This is a genomic window from Paraburkholderia azotifigens (assembly GCF_007995085.1).
Classification (GTDB): domain Bacteria; phylum Pseudomonadota; class Gammaproteobacteria; order Burkholderiales; family Burkholderiaceae; genus Paraburkholderia; species Paraburkholderia azotifigens.
In genome coordinates this window covers 2049112-2064495 of sequence record NZ_VOQS01000003.1, presented here as the reverse complement: position 1 = coordinate 2064495, position 15384 = coordinate 2049112, and the positions used below count along the sequence as shown (strand labels likewise).

Sequence of the window (15384 nt, the reverse complement as noted above, 5' to 3'; positions counted from 1 at the left end):
CGCCCCGCTAAAAGCGTCGTGCTGCGATGTCAAACGGCTGCGGCGCCACATTCGGCCGCAGCCTTCTCCCATGTCGGCTGCACGCCAACGACGATCATCCTACTACGACTTGAGCCGATAGCCCGTTTTGAAGATCCACGCGATCACCGCAAGGAAGATGCAAAGGAACAGCGCCGTCATGCCGAGACTGATGCCGACGCTGACATCCGCGAGTCCGAAGAAGCTCCAGCGAAAGCCGCTGATCAGATAGACGATGGGATTGAACAGCGTGATGACTTTCCATGCGGGCGGCAGCATCGCGACCGAATAGAAGCTGCCGCCGAGAAACGTCAGCGGCGTGATGATGAGCAGCGGCACGAGTTGCAGTTTCTCGAAGTTATCGGCCCATATGCCGATGATGAAGCCGAGCAGACTGAACGTAATGGCCGTCAACACGAGAAACCCCACCATCCAGAACGGGTGCTGTATCTGCAATGGCACGAACAGGCCCGCCGTGGCGAGAATGATGAGACCGAGAATGATCGACTTGGTCGCCGCCGCGCCGACATAGCTGATCACGATCTCGAGGTACGACACGGGCGCGGACAGCAGTTCGTATATCGTGCCCGTGAAGCGCGGAAAGTAGATGCCGAACGACGCGTTCGAAATGCTCTGCGACAGCAGCGACAGCATGATGAGCCCCGGCACGATGAACGACCCGTAGCTGATGCCTTCCACCTCGCGGATACGCGAGCCGATCGCCGAGCCGAACACGATGAAATACAGCGACGTCGAAATGACGGGCGCGATGATGCTCTGCATCAGCGTGCGTCCCGTGCGCGCCATTTCGAAGCGGTAGATCGCGCGGATTGCATGAATGTTCATCGCACGCTTTCCTCTTGTTGTTTTTGGTGCACCAGACTCACGAAGATATCTTCGAGCGAGCTTTGCGTCGTATGCAGATCCTTGAAGCGGATGCCTGCTTCGCTGAGGTCGTTGAGCAGCGCAACGATGCTGCTGCTCTTCTCACGTTCGGCGTCGTATGTATAGATCAGTTCGCCGTTCTCGTTCGCGAGTTCCAGTTCATAGTGCGCGAGCGATGCCGGAATGCCTGCGAGCGGCGCTTCGAGTTGCAGCGTCAACTGCTTCTTGCCGAGCTTGCGCATCAGTTCCGCTTTCTCTTCGACGAGCTTCAGTTCGCCGTCGTTGATCACACCGATGCGGTCGGCCATCTCTTCCGCTTCTTTGATGTAATGCGTGGTGAGAATGATCGTCACGCCGTTCGCGGACAGCGAGCGCACCAGCTTCCACATGTCGCGGCGCAATTCGACATCGACGCCTGCCGTCGGCTCGTCGAGAAACAGCACGCGCGGTTCGTGCGACAGCGCCTTGGCGATCAGCACGCGGCGCTTCATGCCGCCCGACAGCTGGATAATGCGGCTATTGCGCTTGTCCCACAGCGACAGCTCGCGCAGGACCTTTTCGATGTGCGCCGGGTTCTTCGGCTTGCCGAACAGGCCACGGCTGAACGAGACGGTCGCCCAGACGGTCTCGAAGGCATCCGTGGTCAGTTCCTGCGGCACGAGCCCGATGAGCGTGCGCGCGGCCCGATAGTCGTTGCGGATATCGTGGCCGTCGACCGTCACTGTGCCTTCCGTCGCGTTGACGATCCCGCAGATGATGCTGATGAGCGTGGTCTTGCCCGCGCCGTTCGGCCCGAGCAATGCAAAGATTTCGCCTTGGCGAATGGAGAGATCAATACGCTTGAGGGCCTGGAAACCCGATGCGTACGTCTTCGACAGATTCGAAACCGAGATGATGGGTGGCATAGACGCGAACGATAGCAGATAGCGCCCGGCCGCGCCGCCACTCTGCCCCTGGTGCCGCCCGGGCGTCGGGTATGCATGCGGAATCGTCGGATGCGGCGATGCGTCCCCGTCGCTGTCAATGCGCGCCGTCGCGTAAAAACGCCAACGCCGTCCTGCATTTTGTACAGGGCAAGGTGCGGCGCAACACGCGGTCCGCGCCGCCGCGCCTTGCTGCACCGCGACCGCGCCGTCTCCCACAAGTTGGAACGGGCGTTGCTTGATCCGGCGAAAGCCATTGCCCGCCGCCGTGCATTCAGGCGAGGCTGTTCTACATCATGCCGCGACGTCCGCGCGGCCGATCCTGCGGACATGGAGGCTTCATGCGTCTGTCGATCCTGATCAATACATCCGACCCGACCGTCAATCACGACTACGCCGTGTTATGGCTCGACACGATCCGTCACGCATGGACGTCGCAAGATCGGCGCGGCGTCGAGTTGCCGTCGTCGGGCGACATGCGCGAGGACGGGCACATCATGTCGCTGTGCGCGCGCGGCAGCGAACAGCCGCTCGTCACGCTGTACGGCGTGCGCGTCGACCGGCACGGCAACGTGACATCGGCGCAGGGCCAGGCGACGTGGATCTCGCACTCACGGCCCGACGCGGTCGCGGGTTACTGGAGACTGCAGGCCGTCGAGCGCGAAAGCTCGCGCGATGCGCCGCCCCCGACGCGACGCTGATTGCGCCGCTAATCGCGTCCTCCTTCAAGCAAAAAAAGCGCCGTTGCTGCGTACGACAGCAACGGCGCCGTTCATGCACGGGCGGTTTCAAGCAGGCACGGACTCCGCTGCCTGCCGGCGCGACCACACGCGGTGCTGGCCCACCGCTTCGATGAACGGCTTCAACACGGCGTCCACCTTGCCGTCGTCGCCGATCGACACGCCGTCGGCCTTCTCCGGCAGATGCGTCGCCGCCAGCAGATCCTTGCCCGCGCCGATCGCGGCAATCGCCTTCAGATGCCGGAACGCTTCGAGCACGAAGTGACGCGCATCGCCCGTTTGCGCGAGCGCCTTCGCACCCTGCTCGCCGCCCACGATCACGACGCCGTCGAACATGATCGACGGCATGCCGGAAATCGTCGCATCGGGATGCATGCCGTCGATGGGCGCGAGCGTCGGTGCAACGAGTAACGGCGTCGCGCCTTCCGCCTTCAGCGCCGACTGCACGCTCCTGATCGCGGCACCGTCGCTGCCGGGCGCGGCCATCACGGCGATCTTGCGCGTCTTGATGCCCTTGACGACGCGATTCAGCAGACTCAGCGCCGGCGACGGCTTCTGCTTGCCCACCGCACGCGCGCCCTTGCCGGGCTTCGGCAAGCCGAGACCTTGCGCAACCGTCGCGGCAAGATCCGCGTCGAAGTTCGCAAGAATCTCATTGACGACGCGCGCACGAATCTCGGGCTTCGTCACCTTGCCGAGTTCGAACTGATATGCGAGCGCGATATGCTCCTTCTCCACATCGCTCATGCTCTGATAGAAGAGCGCGGCCTGCGAGAAGTGATCGGCGAACGAGTCGCTGCGCACGCGGATCTTCGTGCCTTCCATCGGCTCCGCATAGCTCTCGAAGCCGCCGTCCGTCGCTGCGGGGTCCGTCTCCCTGGGCCATGCGCCGTTCAGCGAATTCGGCTCATAGGAAGCCTGGCCGACGTTGATCGTCTGCCTGTGCATGCCGTCGCGCTGGTTGTTCACGTTCGGGCTTACGGGACGATTGATCGGAATCTCATGAAAGTTCGGGCCGCCGAGCCGGCTGATCTGCGTATCGGTGTAAGAGAACAAACGCCCCTGCAATAGCGGGTCATTCGTGAAATCGATGCCCGGCACGACGTGCCCGGGGTGAAACGCCACCTGCTCGGTTTCGGCGAAGAAGTTATCGGGATTGCGGTTCAACGTCATCTTGCCAATGACCTTCACGGGCACAACTTCCTCGGGCACGAGCTTGGTCGGATCGAGCAGATCGAAGCCGAACGAATCCTGATCCTTCTCTTCGATGATCTGCACGCCGAGTTCGAACTCGGGATAGTCGCCGCGCTCGATCGATTCCCACAGGTCGCGGCGATGAAAATCGGGATCCTTGCCCGCGAGCTTCTGCGCTTCGTCCCACAGCACCGAATACGAGCCGAGCACGGGCCGCCAGTGAAACTTCACGAGACGCATCACGCCCTTCGCGTTGATGAAGCGGAACGTGTGCACGCCGAAGCCTTCCATCGTCCGCAGGCTGCGCGGAATCGCGCGGTCGGACATGGTCCACAGCACCATGTGCGCGGACTCGGGCACGAGCGAGACGAAGTCCCAGAACGTGTCGTGCGCCGAGCCGCCCGTCGGCATTTCATTCGGCGCTTCGGGCTTCACGGCATGCACGAAGTCCGGGAACTTGATCGCATCCTGAATGAAGAACACAGGCATGTTGTTGCCGACCAGGTCGTAATTGCCTTCGGACGTGTAGAACCTGGTGGCGAAGCCACGCACGTCGCGCACAGTGTCGGCCGAACCGCGCGGGCCTTGCACAGTCGAAAAGCGCACGTACACAGGCGTTTGCACGGAAGGGTCCTGCAAAAAGGCCGCTTTCGTGTACCCGGCCATCGACTCGTAGACCTGAAACACGCCATGCGCCGCCGAGCCGCGCGCATGCACGATGCGCTCGGGAATGCGCTCATGGTCGAAGTGCGTGATCTTTTCACGCATGATGAAATCTTCGAGCAACGAGGGCCCGCGCGGACCTGCACGCAACGTGTTCTGGTTGTCCGCGATTTTCACGCCCTGATTCGTGCGCAGTGCCTCGTTTTGCGGCCGCGCGCGCGAACGTTCGAGATCCTTCGACTTGAGATCTTCCGCCGAAGCGGAAGACGACGGATTGCGCTGCTTGCTTGCCATCGATGGGACTCCTTTGCTTGACCTTTGCCTGAGATAGGAGCGCAGACGCATGTGCGTCTGCGCCTGCATCGTCGAGCAACTGGCGCAAGCAGTGTTCCTGGCGCTCGCGCAAGACAGCGCATGAAACCGGGGATTGCGCGGCACAGGGTTTGCGCTAACGGAGACACGGGCGGGTCGACAGCACCGACTCGTGAAGATCAAACCATCTCCTGGAGGTTCGACCATGAAAAGCATGACGAAGAAGGCACTTGCCACTGCCCTCGTAATGGCTCTATCCGGCGGTGTCTACGCTCAGGGTGCCGGTGCAGGCGGCGGTAACGGCGCGGGCGGCGGCTCGTCCGGCAACGGGGTCGGCGCGGGCGGCGGCAACACGGGCGGCGCGGGCGGCGTAGCGACGCCTGGCGCCAACATGAACCGCATGCAGCGCGGCAGCACGAACGATAGCGGCTACGGCACGCCCGGCACCACTGGCACGGGCGGCGGCGCGGGCACGGGTACGGGCGCGACGCCGAACAGCGCGGGCACGAGCCGCTCGTACAACAACAGTACGATGCCGCAACGGGGCACCATGCAGCAGAACGGCACGATGCAGCCGGGAGCCAACCAGGGCGGCCAGTGATCTTGCCTGAGAGGTTGGTCCCGTTGTACAAGCCAGCCGCTTGACAGACGTCCGGAGACGCCCCGGCGTTCGACGAACGCCGGGGCGTTTTGCGTTTGTCGCATTTTCTGCAAACGTATGCAGTCAGTTATTGTCGATCGCAATCCTGGTCAATAACGCGTCAACGCACGCGATGAACTTCCGCCCCGTCGCGCGAGTCCATCGATGCACAGGCGGATGCCATGCCAACGCAGCCTGGTTCACGCAGAGACAACGGAGACCACCTTGACTCAACAGCCGGACCTGATCGTCGCGCGTCCCGAAGGCCTGTACTGCCCGCAAGGCGACTTCCATATCGATCCCTGGCAACCCGTCGAGCGAGCCGTTATCACGCACGCGCACGCCGATCATGCCCGCTTCGGGCATCGCCGTTATCTGGCTGCGGAACCCGGCGCGCTCGTGCTGCAATCGCGGCTGCCGGGCATCGAGTTGCAGACGCTCCCGTATGGCGAGCGTATTTCGATCAACGGCGTCGGCGTGTCGCTTCACCCGGCGGGGCATGTGCTGGGTTCGGCGCAAGTGCGCGTCGAATTTCGCGGCGAAATATGGGTCGCCTCGGGCGACTACAAGCTCGACCCCGATCCTACCTGCACGCCGTTCGAAGCCGTGCGCTGCCATACGTTCATCACCGAATCGACCTTCGGTCTGCCCATCTACCGCTGGGATGCGCCGCAAACGGTGTTCGACGGCATCGACAGCTGGTGGCGTCATAACGCAGCGGCGAACCGCGCGTCCGTGCTGTTCTGCTATTCGTTCGGCAAGGCCCAGCACATTCTCGCGGGCGTCGATGCAGGCATCGGCCCCATCTTCTGTCACGGCGCCGTCGAGCCGCTGAATCGCGCGTATCGTGCTGCGGGTGTCGCGCTGCCGTCCGTGCGCCTCGTCAGCGAGATTCCCGCGAAAAACAAAGAGATCTTCAGACAGGCGCTCGTGATCGCCCCGCCGTCCGCACAAGGCAGCGCATGGATGCGACGCTTCGGCGAATACAGCGACGCGTTTGCGTCGGGCTGGATGCGCTTGCGCGGCACGCGCCGCCGACGCGGCGTCGATCGCGGCTTCGTGCTGTCCGATCATGCGGACTGGCCAGGCCTGCAAACGGCCATCGCCGCGACGGGCGCGCAGCGCGTGATCGTCACGCACGGACAGGTCGAGCCGATGGTGCGCTGGCTGCGCGAACAGGGCCTCGAAGCAGGCGCGTTCGCCACGGAATACGGCGACGATGCGATCGAAGCGGATGCAGCGGCGGCCAGCGAAGGCGAGCCCGCTCCGAGCGCCGACGCAGCGGCGCCCGAAGCATCATGAAGCGCTTCGCCACGCTCTACACGGCGCTCGACGCGACCACGTCGACGCGCGACAAGCTCGACGCACTGATCACCTACTTCCGTGCCGCGCCGCCTGAAGACGCGGCGTGGGCGTCGTATTTTCTGGCGGGCGGCAAACCCCGCCAGTCGGTGCCGACGCGTTTGCTCACCGAGATCGCGCGCACGCGTGCAGGCCTGCCCGAGTGGCTGTTCGAAGAGTCGTATCAGGCCGTCGGCGATCTCGCGGAGACCATCGCGCATGTGCTGCCGCCCGCCGCGCGCACGTCCGAGCTGGGGCTCACGCAGTGGATCGAAGAACGCATTCTGACGCTGCGCGGCGCGGCGCCTGACACGCTGCGCGAGCGTCTCGTCGCGTACTGGGACGAACTCGACTGGAGCGGCCGCTTTCTGTTCACGAAGCTGATCGGCGGCGGCTTTCGCGTGGGTGTCGCGCGGCAGCTCGTCGTGCGCGCGCTCGCCGATGTCGCGGGCGTCGATCACAAGCTGATCGCGCAGCGAATGGTCGGATGGACGGATTCGAGTCAGCCGCCCGACGCCGCGCGCTATCTGCGACTCATCGCGCCCGCGCCTTCGGAAGATAGCGGCAATGATGCCGAAGCCGCACGCGTGCGTCACGAGAGCGAACTCGGCCTGCCCTATCCATTCTTTCTCGCGCATCCGCTGCAAACCGATCCCGCGACGCTCGGCGACCCGTCGTCGTGGTTCGCCGAATGGAAGTGGGACGGCATACGCGCGCAGGTGGTGAAGCGCGATGGCCGCGTGTGGGTGTGGTCGCGCGGCGAAGACCTGATCACCGACCGCTTTCCCGAAGTCGTCGCGTTGGGCGAAGCGCTGCCCGACGGCCATGTGCTCGACGGCGAGATTCTCGCGTGGGAACCCGACGCGCTCGCGCCATTGCCATTCGCGCGGCTGCAACCGCGAATCACGCGCAAGTCGCTGACGAAGCGCGTGCTCGCCGAATCGCCCGCTACCTTTCTCGCTTACGATCTGCTCGAAGCGGATGACGACGATCTGCGGATGCAGCCGTTGCACGCAAGGCGCACGCGGCTCGACATGCTCGGCGCGCAACTCACCGGTACGCTCGCGAAAGACCTGCTGCGCGTGTCGCCGCTCGTCGATGCAACCGGCTGGAACGCGCTCGCCGCAATACGCGACGAAAGCCGCGCACGCGGTGTCGAAGGATTGATGCTGAAGGAGCGCGCGTCGATGTATGGCGTCGGTCGCACCAAGGCGGCGGGCACGTGGTGGAAATGGAAGATCGATCCGTATGCGATCGATGCCGTGCTGATCTACGCGCAACGCGGCCACGGCCGCCGCGCGAGCCTCTACACGGACTTCACGTTCGCCGTGTGGGACGAAGCGGATGGCGTGCGCACGCTCGTGCCCTTCGCGAAGGCCTATTCGGGCCTGACGGACGAGGAGATCCGCGAGGTCGATGCAATCGTCCGCAAGACGACCGTCGAAAAGTTCGGCCCCGTGCGCAGCGTCACGCCGACGCTCGTGTTCGAGATCGGCTTCGAAGGCATTCAGGCGAGCCCGCGCCACAAGTCGGGTGTGGCCGTGCGCTTTCCGCGCATGCTGCGCTGGCGCACCGACAAGCATATCGACGACGCCGACACGCTAGTCACGCTCAAGGGTTTTATCGACGAACGCGCCCGCTGACGTCGCCTTCTTTGTGCATTCCAGGCAACGATGTCAAAATACGCGTTTGGGCATTTCCCGACCGAGGCAAACACATGGCTGGAGTTCGTCAGTTCAATGAAGAGGACGCCTTCGCGCACGCGCTCGACGTGTTCTGGCGCAAGGGCTTTCGCGCCACATCGATGTTGGATCTCGCCGAGGCGACGGGCGTGCAGCGCGGCTCGCTCTATAACGCATATGGCGACAAGGAAGAAATCTTCGTGCGCGTGTTCGACCGCTATGCGCAGCGCTTCATCGCCGACGCACGCAAGGCGCTCGACAAACCCGATCTGCATGACGCGCTGACGTCGTTCTTCACGTTCGCGATCCGTTCGATTACGCAAGGCACGCCGACACGCGGTTGTCTGTCGACGAAGACGGCTGTCGAAATCGATCCTGAATCACCACGTCTGCGCGAGGCATTGCAGACCATGCTCGATGCGCTCGAAGCGGCAGTGCTCGCGGTGCTCGACACAAAGGAAGCGCGCGCGCAACTGACGGTGCCGCCGCAGCAGGCCGCGAATCTGATCGTCACGACGACGCGCGGCATCGCCGTGATGGAGCGCGTGTACGGCGATCCGAAGAAGTTGAAGCAGACGGCGTTTGCGCTCGTCGATGCGCTGGTGCGCAAGCACTGACGGGCGCGGCGCTACGCCCTTGATAGCCGATTCAATCGATACGTGTCGCGCAAAACGCATACGTGACATAGGGTACCGTCACGACATCGCGCGAGGCTAACGCCGGTTCCGACGCAATCAGCGCGCGCACGTCGCGCTCGACTTCCGCCCATTGCCCGGGCGGCATCGCAAGAATGAAGCTGGTCGAGTGGACACGCGTCACGATCACGTCTTCAGCGGGACCTGTGTGCCCGTGCGGCATGTGCCGCTCTTCCAGTTCACTGAAACCAACGGCCGGAAACGCATTGCGCCATTCGCCCGTGTGGTAGCGCGGCGCATCGCCTTCGCACGCATTGACGATGGCATCGAGTTGCGCGACCCACGGCACGCGCGCATCGCGCACGTTCCACACGAGCCCGAGATGCCCGCCGGGTTTCAGCACGCGGTGAATCTCGGCAAGCGCTTCGCGCGAGGCGAACCAGTGAAACGACTGCGCGCAAAGCACGGCATCGACGGACGCGTCGTCCAGCGGCAAACGCTGCGCCGTGCCATCGCGCACATCGACTTGCGGGAGCGCGGCGGCCAGCTTCTCGCGCATCGTTGCAACGGGTTCGACGGCGATCACTTGCGCGCCTGTTTCGACGATGCGCGGCGTGAACTTGCCCGTGCCGGCGCCGAGATCGACAGCGATCTTGCCGGGCCCGAGCGCCAGATCGCCTTTCAGCCAGCCTGCCAGTTCCGGCGGATAGTCCGGGCGGCCTTTCACATAGGTGTCGGCGCCCTTCGTATAGCCTTCGGACGCGGCGTGATGAACGTGGGGCGTATCGTGGGTCATGGCGGCGCTCTGATGTGTCGAAGCCCCTCATTGTGAACGATCCGTTTATGCATGCGCCACAAGTCCAACCCGGATTTGCAGACGCCGGAACACATGACGCAGCGCCGCATCGTGCGAAAAAACGGGCATTTCTCTTGCAAGACTGTCGCACGCGCGATGACAGCGCGATAATCGTATGCACAGGTCTGCGCATTGAGCGCGGATGGAGGTCGGCGATGCAAGGCTGCCAGCTCACCGTGTTCGCGGCCACCACCCGTCCGCGCAAGCACCATCAGACGACCGTCGGCTGGATACTCGAAGAAGCACGCCAGGCGGGCATTCAGGGCGCGACGGTGGTCGAGGTCAGCGAATGCGTCGACGTGCACGGCAAATATCACGCGGCGCGCTTCGTCGAGCTCGCCGATCAGCCCGTCGCCATCACGCTTGCGGGAGAAAGCGCGCGCGTCGATGCGCTGCTCGACCGTCTGCGGCAAGGTGAGGTGCCGCTTTTCTACACGCGCTGCGCAGTCGAATACGAGGTGCTCGGCAGCGGCGTTCCCTGAATGCGCGTAATCTGCTTGAGGTCTAAGGCACGTGCTTGACGTCACTTGCACGACACGCGCACTCGCTGCGGCGCAACGCGAATCCGGGCGACAGGAGAAACGCGATGAAAACAGAGCCACGACTCTTGCATGATGTCGGACTGTTCGATACGGTGTTTTCTTGCATTCAGGACAAGGATCCGTCCGTGCACGCGGGCGCGATGTTCGGCTGTCCGGCGGCCTTTGTCGGCTCGCAGCTCGCGTTTTGCGTCTACGGCAGCGGAATCGGCATCAAGCTGCCCGCTGAACGCGCAGCGATGCTGGTGGACGCAGGCCGCGCGTTCGCCTTTCAGCCCTATGGCCGCTCCGCGATGCGCGAATGGGTCGAGATACGGATACCGCGCGAACGCGTCGGCGAGATCACTTCGATACTGATCGAAGCGGTCGAGTATGCGCGGCATCATGTGAGTCATGCGGGCGGCAAGGCGTCGTCGGTTTCCGCTACGTCGGCTTCGCACGCACGTCGATGAGCCTCGCGATGAACGGCTGTCAATTGACCTTCTTCACTGAGCGCAGCCGCAAACACGGTCATCAGACCGTATGCGAATGGCTGCTGCAGGAGGCACGCGCGCTCGGCATACGGGGCGCGACGGTCGTCAGTTGCGCGCAGGGCGTCGGCCATGCGGGTGCGCACCACGCGGCGCATGCGCTCTCACTCAGCGACCAGCCGCAGCAGATCATTCTCGCCACCACGGACGACGAAGCGGACCGGCTGCTCGACATCGTGCGCGCGGCCAACGTGCATGTGTTCTTTACGCGCGTGCCCGTCGAGTTCGGCTGGATCGGCGACGATGCAGCCGTGAGCCCGCCGAAGCACCACGGTCTTTTCAAGCGCCACTCCAGCTAGCCTGACACGAAGGTCCGCGCGGTTCGCGGCACGGCTGGCCGCTATCGCTTATCCTGCGCGTTCATGTCGAGGACGAGGAACCCCATGTCGACACTATTCGATCTGAATGGCCGCACGGCGCTCGTCACGGGATCGACGCGCGGCATCGGTCTCGCGCTCGCGGAAGGACTCGCGCAGGCAGGCGCGCGCGTGATCCTGAACGGCACGCGCGCCGAAGCCGTCGAGCAGGCCGTCGCGGCACTCAACGCGCGACTGCCCGACCTGCAACCTGCGAGCGGCCGCGCGTTCGACGTCACCGACGAAGCCGCCGTCAGCGCCGCTTTCGCCGGGTGGGACCGCGAAGGGATACATGTCGACATCCTCGTCAACAACGCGGGCATCCAGTTCCGGCAGCCGCTCGTCGATCTGCAGCTCGCGGACTGGCGGCGCGTGATCGATACGAACCTCACGGCGGCATTCATCGTCGGGCGCGAGGCGGCACGGCGAATGATCGCGCGCGGCGCGGGCGGCAAGATCATCAACATCGGCTCGCTGACGAGCGAAGCGGCACGCGCGACGGTCGGCGCGTACACGGCGGCGAAAGGGGGCATCAAGATGCTGACGCGCGCGATGAGCGCGGAGTGGGCCGCGCACGACATTCAGGCGAATGCGATCGGTCCCGGCTACATCCTCACCGACATGAACGCGCCGCTCGTCGCCGACGAATCGTTCGATACGTGGGTGAAGAACAGCAACCCCGCGCGGCGCTGGGGCAAGCCGGAAGAGTTGGTAGGCACGGCCGTGTATCTTGCGTCGGCGGCATCGAGCTACGTGAACGGGCAAATCATTTACGTCGACGGCGGCTGGCTTGCCGTGCTGTAAGCGCTGCACGCTGCCGTAGTTGTCACCACAACGTCATGGCGTTTAGCGCACGGGCTATGCAATAATCAACGTTCACTTACATCGCTCGCCGCCCGTGCTGCTTGCCATCAAGGCTTTTATCGCTCCCGTCATCGTCGCCTGTGCGATGTTCATGGAGAGCGTCGATGCGAACGTCATCGTCACTGCGCTGCCTGAAATGGCGCGCGCCTTCGGCCGGGACCCCGTCACACTGAAAATCGCCGTCACCAGTTATGTGCTGGGACTGGGTGTGTTCATTCCTGTGTGCGGGTGGCTCGCCGACCGCTTTGGCGCGCGTTCGGTGTTCCGCACGGCGATCGGCATTTTCGTGGTCGGCTCGCTGCTGTGCGCGGCGTCGACGTCGCTCGCCACCTTTACCGTCGCGCGTTTCATTCAGGGTGTGGGCGGCGCGATGATGGTGCCCGTCGGGCGCATCATTATTTTCCGCGTGGTGGAGCGCTCGGAGTACGTGCGCGCGATGAACTACCTGAGCGTGCCCGCGATGCTCGGGCCTGCGGCGGGACCGCTGCTCGGCGGCTTCATCACGACGTATCTGCACTGGCGGCTGATTTTCTTCATCAACATTCCCGTCGGCATTCTCGGCATCTGGCTCACGAACAAGTACATCAAGAACACGCGCGAGCCGCATCCCGGTCCGCTCGACTGGGCGGGCTTCATTCTGTCGGCGGGCGGCGCGTCGCTGTTTCTGCTGGGGCTGTCGCTCACCGACGGCGAACTGGTGACCGTCACGACAGCGACCGTAATGACGCTGGTCGGTGCCGTGATGCTCGGCATTTACGTGCTGTATGCCCGGCGTGTCGAGCGTCCGCTGCTCGACTTGCGGTTCTTCCGCGTGCCGACGTTTCAGGCGAGCGTGCTGGGCGGATCGCTGTTTCGAATCGGCTTGGGCGCCGTGCCGTTTTTGTTGCCGCTCGTGCTGCAGGAGGGACTGGGCATGAGTGCTTTCGAATCGGGGCTGATTACGTGCGCATCGGCGTTCGGCGGCATGTTCATGCGGACGCTCGCGGCGAGCGTGTTGCGGCGCTGGGGCTTTCGCACTGTGCTGATGTACAACGCCGCGTATTCGGGGATTGCGATCGCCGCGTGCGGCGCGTTTTTTCCGGGCACGCCCACGTGGCTGATCTGGGTCATCGTGTTGCTGGGCGGGTTCTTTCCTGCCTTGCAATTCACGAGTCTCAACTCGATGACTTATGCGGAGATCGAAAGCCGCGATGTCGGCCGCGCAACGAGTCTCGGCAGTGTCGTGCAGCAGATTTCACTTGGGCTTGGCGTGACCGTTGCAGGTATTGTGCTGTCCATCACGCGAGCGTTGCATGGGCATGCCGCTTTGCAGTGGTCGGATTTCTGGCCCGCCTTTGTGGTCGTCGGGTTGTGTTCGGTTGCTTCGATTTCTGTTACCAGACGGTTGGCGGCTGATGCTGGGGATGAAATTGTGCGGGGTAAGCGGGAGGTGACGACTAAGGCGTCGTAGTTGATTGTGTTGTGGTTCTGCGCTTCTGCGCTTCTGCGCTTCTGCGCTTCTGCGCTGGCATCCGCGATGCCGTATCGGTTCGCTAGCGTTGCCCCTGTGCGGGGCGGCACCTACTTTTCTTTGCAGCGGCAAAGAAAAGTAGGCAAAAGAAAGCCGCTCACACCGCCAGTTCTGGTTTTTGCCTGCGGGCCCCCTTCGGGTCCCGCACTCCACACGGCAACGCGCTATTTCATGTGCGTTGCCAGCGCCTCTAACAGGCGCATCACCCACTTCAATCACCCGTAGCGCAGCCAGCGGCAGCGAATCGTCTGCGCCGCCCAGGTGGCAAACGGTGTGTAGGCTGTCGCGGCGGAAATGCACCACTCCGGACTGAAAAGCGGGATCGGTGTCGTAGGTGCGCCAACGCGCAAGGTGCGACACCCTACACACCGTTTGCCACCTGGGCGGCCGGGGACTTTCTGGTAACGCAATTTGTGACGCGGGAAGGTGAAGCGGGTGAGGCGTGAGTTAGCACGCTGGCAACGGGCGTAAGACAGTGGACTGCCGTCTGGAGTGCGGGACCCGTGGAGGGCCCGCAGGCAACTACAAGGATTGGCGGGGTGAGCGGCTTTCTTTTGCCTACTTTTCTTTGCCGCTGCAAAGAAAAGTAGGTGCCGCCCCGCACAGGGGCAACGCTAGCGAACCGATACGGCATCGCGGATGCCAGCGAAAAACCATAAACCCAACCCCAACCTGCACCGCAAAAAACTAGGCACAACGCTTGCACCGATATAATTTCCGTTTCATTTGCGGTTCCGCACCGCGCGAGCGTCGACTGCATGCGTCGACTGCATGCGTCGACTCGCATGCGTCGACTCGCACGCGTCGACCCATCGACGCATCAACCGCCAACGAGAAGGAGACGTATGAGGAAGCTAGCCGTTACCCTGTCCATCCCGCTGTTTCTCGCCGCCTGTGCGCAATATCAGGCGTCGCACAACCCGGATGCCGGCGATCCGATGAAGGACAACATGACCAGTCGCCCCGTCAACGACGTCATCCAGTGCATGACGCAGGCCGCGGCCAGGCACGACACGCCCGTCAAAACCACGCCGATCCCCCAGGGCCAGATGCTCGACTTCGGCGAGTCCAACATCGTCAAGGTCCGCGCCGACAACGGCGGCACGACGTTCCGCTACTACGCGGGCAAACGCAATACGTCGAATCTGTGGATCGAAGGCGCCAGCAAGGAATGCGCGCCCTGACGCGGCTCGCGCCGGTCCAGGCGTGTCGGCTTAACGGCGGCGTAACCGCATGTAACAACTTTTGCGCGCGCGGCAGGCCGCCCGCTCGGAAGGTTTAAGAATCGTTTAAGTCTTGCCCGTCACGATTCGTCTTTGACACTGACCCGCGTTCTGCTCAAGGTGCCAAGGATGGATTACTACAAAGACCGCAACGACCTGACAAAGCGCCTCGCAGCCGGCTCACCGGCCGCATCCGCGCAGGCCGCCGCCACGAAGGCGGCGCCGAAGAAGACGAACATTTTGCGCCGGCTCCTGAGCCCGCACGAACTCGCGACGCTGCTGCTCCTGCTGCATGCGCCGATGGCCGCGTTCGCCAAACCAGAAATCCCGACGCTCCAGGAAGCCGGACTCGTCGAAACCGTCGCCACGGACGCCGGCGAATCGCACATACGTCTGACGCCCGAAGGCAACGCTATTCTGCGCGGACTCGGCGTCAAATAAGCCGCCGTTCCCTGCGCTGTCTTACCCCGCTG

The 15384-nt window shown here is 63.6% G+C and carries 16 protein-coding genes; 12 read left to right on the top strand and 4 right to left on the bottom strand.

What is annotated here, in order from left to right:
• Positions 1-102 precede the first annotated feature (102 nt).
• Complete coding sequence (locus tag FRZ40_RS26440; RefSeq protein WP_028368932.1) at positions 103-864, bottom strand: ABC transporter permease; 762 nt, start codon at positions 862-864, stop codon at positions 103-105.
• On the bottom strand, positions 861-1808 hold the full coding sequence (locus FRZ40_RS26435; RefSeq protein WP_147236094.1) for an ABC transporter ATP-binding protein: 948 nt from the start codon (positions 1806-1808) through the stop codon (positions 861-863). The genes FRZ40_RS26440 and FRZ40_RS26435 overlap by 4 nt, the downstream gene beginning before the upstream one ends.
• 359 nt (positions 1809-2167) lie before the next feature.
• Between FRZ40_RS26435 and FRZ40_RS26430 the strand changes: the two genes are divergently transcribed.
• Positions 2168-2527 (top strand): DUF3564 family protein, encoded by a 360-nt coding sequence (locus FRZ40_RS26430; RefSeq protein WP_147236093.1) that lies wholly within the window; start codon positions 2168-2170, stop codon positions 2525-2527.
• 87 nt (positions 2528-2614) lie between these two features.
• Here FRZ40_RS26430 and katE read toward each other — a convergent pair whose 3' ends face one another.
• The gene (katE, locus tag FRZ40_RS26425; RefSeq protein WP_147236092.1) at positions 2615-4717 is read right to left on the bottom strand and encodes a catalase HPII; all 2103 of its coding nucleotides are present in this window, start codon (positions 4715-4717) and stop codon (positions 2615-2617) included.
• Positions 4718-4940: 223 nt separating this feature from the next.
• Here katE and FRZ40_RS26420 point away from each other — a divergent pair, with 223 nt between their 5' ends.
• The 4 genes from FRZ40_RS26420 (at position 4941) to FRZ40_RS26405 (ending at position 9015) form a co-directional block, all read left to right on the top strand.
• Positions 4941-5336 carry a hypothetical protein gene (locus FRZ40_RS26420; protein WP_147236091.1) on the top strand — a complete coding sequence of 132 codons (396 nt, stop codon included), beginning with the start codon at positions 4941-4943 and terminating at the stop codon, positions 5334-5336.
• A gap of 264 nt (positions 5337-5600) precedes the next feature.
• Positions 5601-6677 carry a ligase-associated DNA damage response exonuclease gene (locus FRZ40_RS26415; RefSeq protein ID WP_147236090.1) on the top strand — a complete coding sequence of 359 codons (1077 nt, stop codon included), beginning with the start codon at positions 5601-5603 and terminating at the stop codon, positions 6675-6677.
• Positions 6674-8359, top strand: coding sequence for an ATP-dependent DNA ligase (locus FRZ40_RS26410; RefSeq protein ID WP_147236089.1), 1686 nt, complete (start codon positions 6674-6676; stop codon positions 8357-8359). Before FRZ40_RS26415 ends, FRZ40_RS26410 begins: the two co-directional genes overlap by 4 nt.
• Before the next feature lie 74 nt (positions 8360-8433).
• Positions 8434-9015 carry a TetR/AcrR family transcriptional regulator gene (locus FRZ40_RS26405; RefSeq protein ID WP_028368939.1) on the top strand — a complete coding sequence of 194 codons (582 nt, stop codon included), beginning with the start codon at positions 8434-8436 and terminating at the stop codon, positions 9013-9015.
• A 31-nt stretch (positions 9016-9046) separates the two neighbouring features.
• Here FRZ40_RS26405 and FRZ40_RS26400 read toward each other — a convergent pair whose 3' ends face one another.
• Complete coding sequence (locus FRZ40_RS26400; protein WP_028368940.1) at positions 9047-9829, bottom strand: class I SAM-dependent methyltransferase; 783 nt, start codon at positions 9827-9829, stop codon at positions 9047-9049.
• Between the two features lie 215 nt (positions 9830-10044).
• Between FRZ40_RS26400 and FRZ40_RS26395 the strand changes: the two genes are divergently transcribed.
• The 7 genes from FRZ40_RS26395 (at position 10045) to FRZ40_RS26365 (ending at position 15352) form a co-directional block, all read left to right on the top strand.
• On the top strand, positions 10045-10371 hold the full coding sequence (locus tag FRZ40_RS26395) for a DUF190 domain-containing protein (protein WP_028368941.1): 327 nt from the start codon (positions 10045-10047) through the stop codon (positions 10369-10371).
• Positions 10372-10475: 104 nt separating this feature from the next.
• A complete protein-coding gene (locus tag FRZ40_RS26390; protein WP_147236088.1) occupies positions 10476-10880 on the top strand; it encodes a hypothetical protein in 405 nt (134 codons plus the stop codon).
• Between the two features lie 8 nt (positions 10881-10888).
• Positions 10889-11257: a DUF190 domain-containing protein gene (locus tag FRZ40_RS26385; protein ID WP_147236087.1), complete on the top strand. Its 369-nt coding sequence runs from the start codon at positions 10889-10891 to the stop codon at positions 11255-11257.
• Positions 11258-11341: 84 nt separating this feature from the next.
• Entirely contained in the window at positions 11342-12118 is a 777-nt protein-coding gene (locus FRZ40_RS26380; RefSeq protein ID WP_147236086.1) for an SDR family oxidoreductase, read from the top strand.
• A 64-nt stretch (positions 12119-12182) separates the two neighbouring features.
• Positions 12183-13628: an MFS transporter gene (locus tag FRZ40_RS26375; protein WP_269323387.1), complete on the top strand. Its 1446-nt coding sequence runs from the start codon at positions 12183-12185 to the stop codon at positions 13626-13628.
• A 905-nt stretch (positions 13629-14533) separates the two neighbouring features.
• On the top strand, positions 14534-14872 hold the full coding sequence (locus FRZ40_RS26370) for a hypothetical protein (RefSeq protein ID WP_028368946.1): 339 nt from the start codon (positions 14534-14536) through the stop codon (positions 14870-14872).
• A gap of 168 nt (positions 14873-15040) precedes the next feature.
• Positions 15041-15352, top strand: coding sequence for a hypothetical protein (locus tag FRZ40_RS26365; protein WP_035542920.1), 312 nt, complete (start codon positions 15041-15043; stop codon positions 15350-15352).
• Positions 15353-15384 lie beyond the last annotated feature (32 nt).